3 protein-coding genes and 1 pseudogene are annotated in these 6000 nt (G+C 71.6%); all 4 read right to left on the bottom strand.

Going from position 1 to position 6000, the window contains the following annotated elements; genetic code table 11:
- Nucleotides 1-770 precede the first annotated feature (770 nt).
- The 4 genes and pseudogenes from istB to VM242_04880 all read right to left on the bottom strand — a co-directional run bounded on the left by istB (nt 771) and on the right by VM242_04880 (nt 5909).
- Nucleotides 771-1544, bottom strand: coding sequence for an IS21-like element helper ATPase IstB (istB, locus tag VM242_04895; protein ID HVM04489.1), 774 nt, complete (start codon nt 1542-1544; stop codon nt 771-773).
- Nucleotides 1541-1750 (bottom strand): hypothetical protein, encoded by a 210-nt coding sequence (locus VM242_04890; protein HVM04488.1) that lies wholly within the window; start codon nt 1748-1750, stop codon nt 1541-1543. Before VM242_04890 ends, istB begins: the two co-directional genes overlap by 4 nt.
- Nucleotides 1747-3230: pseudogene (gene istA / locus VM242_04885) on the bottom strand (IS21 family transposase). The gene VM242_04890 and the pseudogene istA overlap by 4 nt, the downstream one beginning before the upstream one ends.
- A 225-nt stretch (nt 3231-3455) precedes the next feature.
- Entirely contained in the window at nt 3456-5909 is a 2454-nt protein-coding gene (locus VM242_04880; protein ID HVM04487.1) for a molybdopterin-dependent oxidoreductase, read from the bottom strand.
- Nucleotides 5910-6000: the final 91 nt, after the last annotated feature.

The raw sequence follows: 6000 nt of genomic DNA, 5'->3' as shown, positions 1-6000 counted from the left end.
ACGTCCTTCATGGCGGCGAGGATCTCGTCTCGGTCGTCGGTGGGGAGGGTGGCGCCCGTGAGGAAGTCACGCACCGGCGTCGAGCCGCCGGCGGTGCGGTAGAAGCGCCAGCGCCTCCGGACCGCCGGCCGGTCCACCGTCAGCTGAGCGCTCCTTCGACGCGACGCCGGACCGGCAGGGGCGACCAGGAAGCCCTGGCGGGCTTCCTCTCCCAGTGTGCCGGCGGGCCGGACACCGGGCCGTCAAGGCTTCCCCTGCGGGCGGCCTGACGGCCGGCCTTGACCGCCCTGGCCGGCGCCCGTCCCCCCGGGCTAGCGGGAATCAGGCCGCCGTAAACGCCGCTGACAGACCCCGTTACAGCGGATAACTGAGCCGATTTCGGACCCGATTTTGAGGCAAAACCGCAGGTCAGCACACCGTTTACGGCTTTTCGCTTAACAGTCAGATGCTCTGCCAATTGAGCTACCCCGGAAGGAACCGGCCTGTGACCTGCGGGTTTACCGCATCGGCGCCGCTCCGAACGCTTGCCCAGCGGTGCCACAGAGGATGGCGTTCGGCCCTCTCACGAGCCGGAAGATGCCATGCGGAAGGTCACGGAAGCCACGATAGGCCATCTCGGGCGATCTCATCCCTCGCTGGGAGCGCTCCCTGCTGCGCGTCGTGGCTCGTCGTTGTCAATGGCCACGAGAACCCGCGCGGAGGCGGACAGGAGAACCGCGCGCTGGCGGCCATGAGAACCGCGCGCTGGCGGCCACCAGATCTGCGCGTGCTCATCCGAGAGGCACCACCCCCTTGCCGGTCGTGGCCTGCTGAAGGCGCACGCTGTCGCCGGTGGTGACGCAGACGTGGGCGTGGTGCAGGAGCCGGTCGACCGTGGCGCCGGCGAGGGTCTTGGGCATCAGCTCGTCGAAGCCTGAGGGGTGCAGGTTGGAGCTGACAGCCACGCTGCGCTTCTCGTAGGCGGCATCGACCAGGCGGTAGAGACCCTCGGCCGCGTCGGGACTCACCGGCAAGAGTCCTATGTCGTCAACCACGACCATCTCCGAGCGCAGGATGCGGGCCACGGCCCGGGTGACGGTGTCGTCGGCCCGGTGGCGGCGCACCAGGGCGCCGAGGTCCTCCAGGGCGAACCAGGCCACTTTCATGCCGGCCTCGACGGCCAGCTGCCCCAGCGCCTCGAGGAACATCGTCTTGCCCGTGCCGGACGGCCCGCACACCACCAGGTTCTCCCGCCGGCGGACCCACTCCAGGGTGCGAAGGGCGGACTGGGTCGGGGCGGGAATGGACGACGCCGCCGGCTCCCACGCCTCGAAGGTCTTTCCGGTCGGAAAGGTGGCGGCCGCCCGCCGGGTGGCGAGCGAGGAGCGCTCCCTTCCGGCCAGCTCCTCGCCGAAGAGGACCTTGAGCACCTCGGCTGGTTCCCAGCGTTGCGCCCGGGCGGTGGCGATGACCTCGGGGGCAGCGCGTCGGATGTGCGGCAGGCGCAGGCGGCGCAACAACGCCTCGAGGTCGTCGGCCAACGGCGGCGGCTCCGGCGTCCTCATGCGAAACCCTCGCCGGCGAGCCAGCCGGCGAAGCGGCGCAGAGCAGCGCGCAGCTCGTCGAGGTCATAGCCACTGGAGGTGAAGTCGGCGAAGTCCATCCGCAGGAGCGGACCCTCGGCCTTGGCCAGGAAGTCGGCCACGAAGTCGAGCAGGTCGGCCAGCTCGGCGGCGAGGAGCTGATCGTCGAAGCGCGCCGGCGCCGTCATCTCCCGAAGCCTTCCCAGGCGGAGGTGCCGGGCTGGAGGGTGTGGTCCTCGCCTGCTCGCAGCACGTCGCCGGGGCCGGCGGCGGCGTGGTGGGCGATGATCGCCGCCAGGTCGCTCTCGGCGAAGCGGCCCATGACCGCGGCATGGCCGAGGGCCCAGTCCACCGCCTCGGTGCCGTGCAGGGCGGCGAGAGCAACGGCGTCGGCCATCTTCGGCCGGGGCCGGGCCACCCCGGCAGCACCCGCCTCGGTGAGCCACAACGATGCCCCCGCCCCGATGGCCAGGAACGCAGCCTCCGCAGCACTTCTTGCCCTGGGGGTGCGGTTGAGCGGCCCCTCCGGTGTCGGCCCGAAGTGCTCATCGACGTGACGGGGGTTGCCGGGCGTGGTCCGTTCGTGGCGGGCCACCTCGACGGCGCCGGCCGGTCCCACGTGGGTGACCACGATGTCGTCGCCGTGGGCCCGGACCCACACCACCTCGCCGCGCAGGCGGTGCGGCACCGAGTACTCACCGCCTTCGTGGGCGATCACCGGAGTGGTGATCCCGACGGTGCGGGTCACCCCGAAGGTGGCGGTGTAGGGCGTCGTGGGCAGGCGATGGAGCCGGCGGCGCTCCTCGGCCACCATTTCGGCGGGAACCCGGCGGGTCGAGCGGTGGACCCGGTCGTTGACGTCGTGGCAGAACGCCTCGCACGCCTGCTCCATGGCGGCGAAGCTCGGGTAGGCGGGCAACAGGTTGGCCTCGGTCGGCACCAGATCGGCCTTGGCGATGCGCACCGTCGCCTCCGAGCCGCCCTTGGACTCGGGGTCGGCCACCACGCAGGTGGCGACCGTCAGGCCGTAGTGGCGGGCAGCGGAGACCATCTCGGGGTTGCGGATGGGGATGCGGGCCACGTGGGCGGTCGTCACCGTCTTTTCGTTATCGGTCAATGCGTAGGTGGGCACCCCGCCGAAGCGGCGCAGGGCGGCGTCGATGCAGGCGATGACGCTCGGAAGCGTCTTGTCGAGGATGGGGATCACCACCCGGAACCTCGACCACGACAGCCAGGCGCAGAACAGCCACGTGCGCCTCCCGGCCACCACCGGGCCGTCGCCGTAGTCGAACTGGAACCACATGCCCGGCTCGGGCACCCACGGCCGGTAGATGCGCCGGTGCCCGGCGATGTGGGCCTTCTTGGCTGCGGCCACCGCACGGCGGGTGGTGCGCTCCGATCCGGTGTAGCCGAGGGCCACCAACTGTCGTGGGCGATGTCGGCGCGGATCTTGGCGTTGGACGCCTCCACCCACTCCTCGACCTTGGCCAGGAACGGGTCGATCAGGTGGTCACGCCGTGCCGGCACGTCCAGGGCGCCGGTATCGCGGGCCGCCACCCAGTGGGCGACGGTGTTGGGTGAGCAGGCGGCGAGCTCGCCGGCATCCCGGAAACTGCGGGTCAGGTCGAACGCTTCAAGAATCTCCATGATCTCCTCGTCAGACTTCACGTGCTCCTCCTCGGTGGCTGGGTGCTTGAGCACGCTCAGCACACCGGGGAGGAGCGCTCAGGTGGTGGACCCACCGGAGCAACGGTCAATCGGAAAAGCAGATCTGGTGGCCGCCACCGCGCAGTTCTCGTGGCCGCCAGCGTTCAGTTCTTTGGCCGTCTCCGGTCAGGTTCTCATGGCCGCCGACACGTCGTGCAGCCACCCGGGCCAACACCGGGTCGGCCGTCAACGGATTGCGGGAGCTGGGGCACCTGTGCGGCTGGGGACGCTGACCCGCCCGTCGCCACCCTCACCAGGTGGTGCCTGATCCCCGGTCAGGCGCTTGACCTCGCAGACCTGGGCCCGGAGGGGCGAGCTGCCGCTGATCGGGTCGCTCGGCGTCTGGCTGAGCACCAGGTTGAGGTTGGCACTGCCGGGACCGAACGGCGGATGACCAGGGAGCCCCAGTTCCTCGCACGGTTCGAACCAGCCGTGCTGGCCGCACACGACGCCGGCCGCGAGCGTGTCGTTCAGCCTGGCGCGGGCACGGACGCTCCCCCTCGGCGTCGCGATCTCGACCCAGTCGCCCTCGGCGATGCCCCGCCGGTCGGCGGTGTCGGGGTGCAACTCGACCTGGGGGTCGGGCGCGTGGCGACGCAGGGCGGCGACCTGGCGGTGTTGGGTCTCGCAGAAGGGCAACGCCTTCGCGCAGGTGAGCACGAGTGGGAACTCACCGGCGAGGTCGGGGCGCGACCGGGGGCTCAGGAGGGGCTCCGTGAAGGTGGGGACGGGCGGCTGGGCGACCTCGAGGAAGTCCTCGACGTACAGCTCGATCCGCCCCGTCGGCGTGTCGAACCCCGCCGGTACGCCGTCCTCATCGGCGACGGCGTACTTCCGGTGGCGGGTCTCGAGCGGCAGGCGGACCCCCGCCGGGTCGTCGCGCAACTGCCGCAGCGACACCCCGCTCGGCTCCAGGTGGTGCGCCAACCCCGCTTCGACGTCGCCGTCGAAGAACTGCTCGCCGAGGCCGAGCCGGGTGGCCAGGTCGAAGATGATCTCGATGTCGGAGCGGGCCTCGCCCACGGGCGCGACGAGCGGGGCGCGCAACTGCACCAGCGACTGGGCCTCCTGCGAGACCTCGAAGCCGACCTTCAGGCCCTCGGCCTCGAAGGCGGCGGTCACCGGAAGGACGATGTCGGCCGATTCGGCGGTCGGGGTCGGGAACAGGTCGAGGTGCACGTGGAACTCGAGCGCCCGGAGCGCCTCACGCCCGCGCGCGCTGTCGCCGTGGGCCAGGAGCAGGTTCGAGCCGAAGCTCACCAGTCCGCGGGCCCGGTAGGGGCGGCCGTCCAGCGCCGCGGTGTAGAAGTCCTCGCCGGTGACGAACTCGAACCGGGCCGGCCCGAGGGGGCGGTCGCCCACGCCGATCGCCTTGGCTCGCTGCGACGGGTCGAGCAGTTCTGAACCGGCGACCGGCTTCGTCGGTACGGGCGTGAAGAGGACGTTGCCGCCGGGCACGTCGAGGCACCCGGTCAGCGCGTAGAGCAGGTTCACCGCTCGGATGATCTGGGTCGTCCCGCTGTGCTGCTCCAGGCCGCTCCAGGTGTAGAACGCCACGGGGCGGTGCTCCCACAGCATCCGGGCGGTGCGCTCGATGTCCGCGGCGGGGACGCCGGTGACCTCCTCGGCGACCGCCGGCGACACGCTCCGGCACTCCTCGGCCACCAGGTCGAACGCCGGCCGGCAGGCCACCGCTCCGTCGACGGTCGGGACCTCGATGGTCCCGGTGCACGCCAGACGGCTGTGGTCGTCCACGTCCGAGCCGCGCGCGGTCGGGTCGAGGACGACCGGCTGCCCCGCGACCTCGTCCCAGGCGACGTGGTGGCCCGGGTCGCCGGCGGTAGCGAGGTCGCCGGCGCGGAGCAGACGCCCCGTGTCGGTCCGGACCAGGAGTGGGCCGTTGGTCCAGCGGCGGACGAACGGCTCGTCGTACCAGCCCCGCTCGATCATCACGTTGGTGATCGCCAACGCCAGGGCGGCGTCGGTGCCGGGGCGTACGCGCAGCCAAGGATCCGCCTTGGCGGCCAGGCCGGCCCGCCGTGGGTCGACGACGACGAGCTTCGCTCCCCGGCGCAGAGCCGCCCTGGTCGCGGTGGCGTGGGCCAACCGCGACACGACGGGGTTGTAGCCCCAGAACAGGATGCACCCGGCCCGGTCGAGGTCGGGCATGTACTCGCCGGGTACCGACGCTCCGTAGGTGTAGAGCGAGGCGAGGTAGCGTCCCCAGCCGCACAGCTCCATCGAGGTGACGAGGTTCGGGCTTCCATAGGCGCGCTGGAGCCGCTGGATCCAGTCGACGCAGTCGACGATCGCCGAGGTCGACGGCGACACCGAGCTGAACACGACCGACTCGGGGCCGTGGTCACGGGCCAGCCCGCGCAGCCGCTCGGCGACCGTGTCCAGCGCCTCGTCCCAGGTGATCCGCTGCCAGCCCGGGTCCGGCGCGCCCCTGGGTGCCGTGCGCTTCATCGGGTACCGCAGCCGGTCGGGATGGGCGGTGATCTCGGGCGCCGCCTTTCCCTTGACGCACAGCGCCTTCCCGGTCGGGTGGGACGGGTCTCGGCCGAGCGTGAAGGTCCCGTTCGCCACGGTCGCTCGTGCGCCGCACCGCGAGACGCACAACGGGCAGTACGTCGCCACCTCCGCCGCCGTCGGTGCTCCGGTCACGACGTGCTCCAACTCACCGAAGGGCTGCTCCCTTCGTTCCGGGACCCGCACAGACGTCCCTGCT

This window comes from Acidimicrobiales bacterium, from assembly GCA_035540975.1.
Lineage (GTDB): Bacteria > Actinomycetota > Acidimicrobiia > Acidimicrobiales.
Note: the sequence above shows the minus strand (reverse complement) of the source record. Positions and strands in the feature narration are given on the sequence as shown.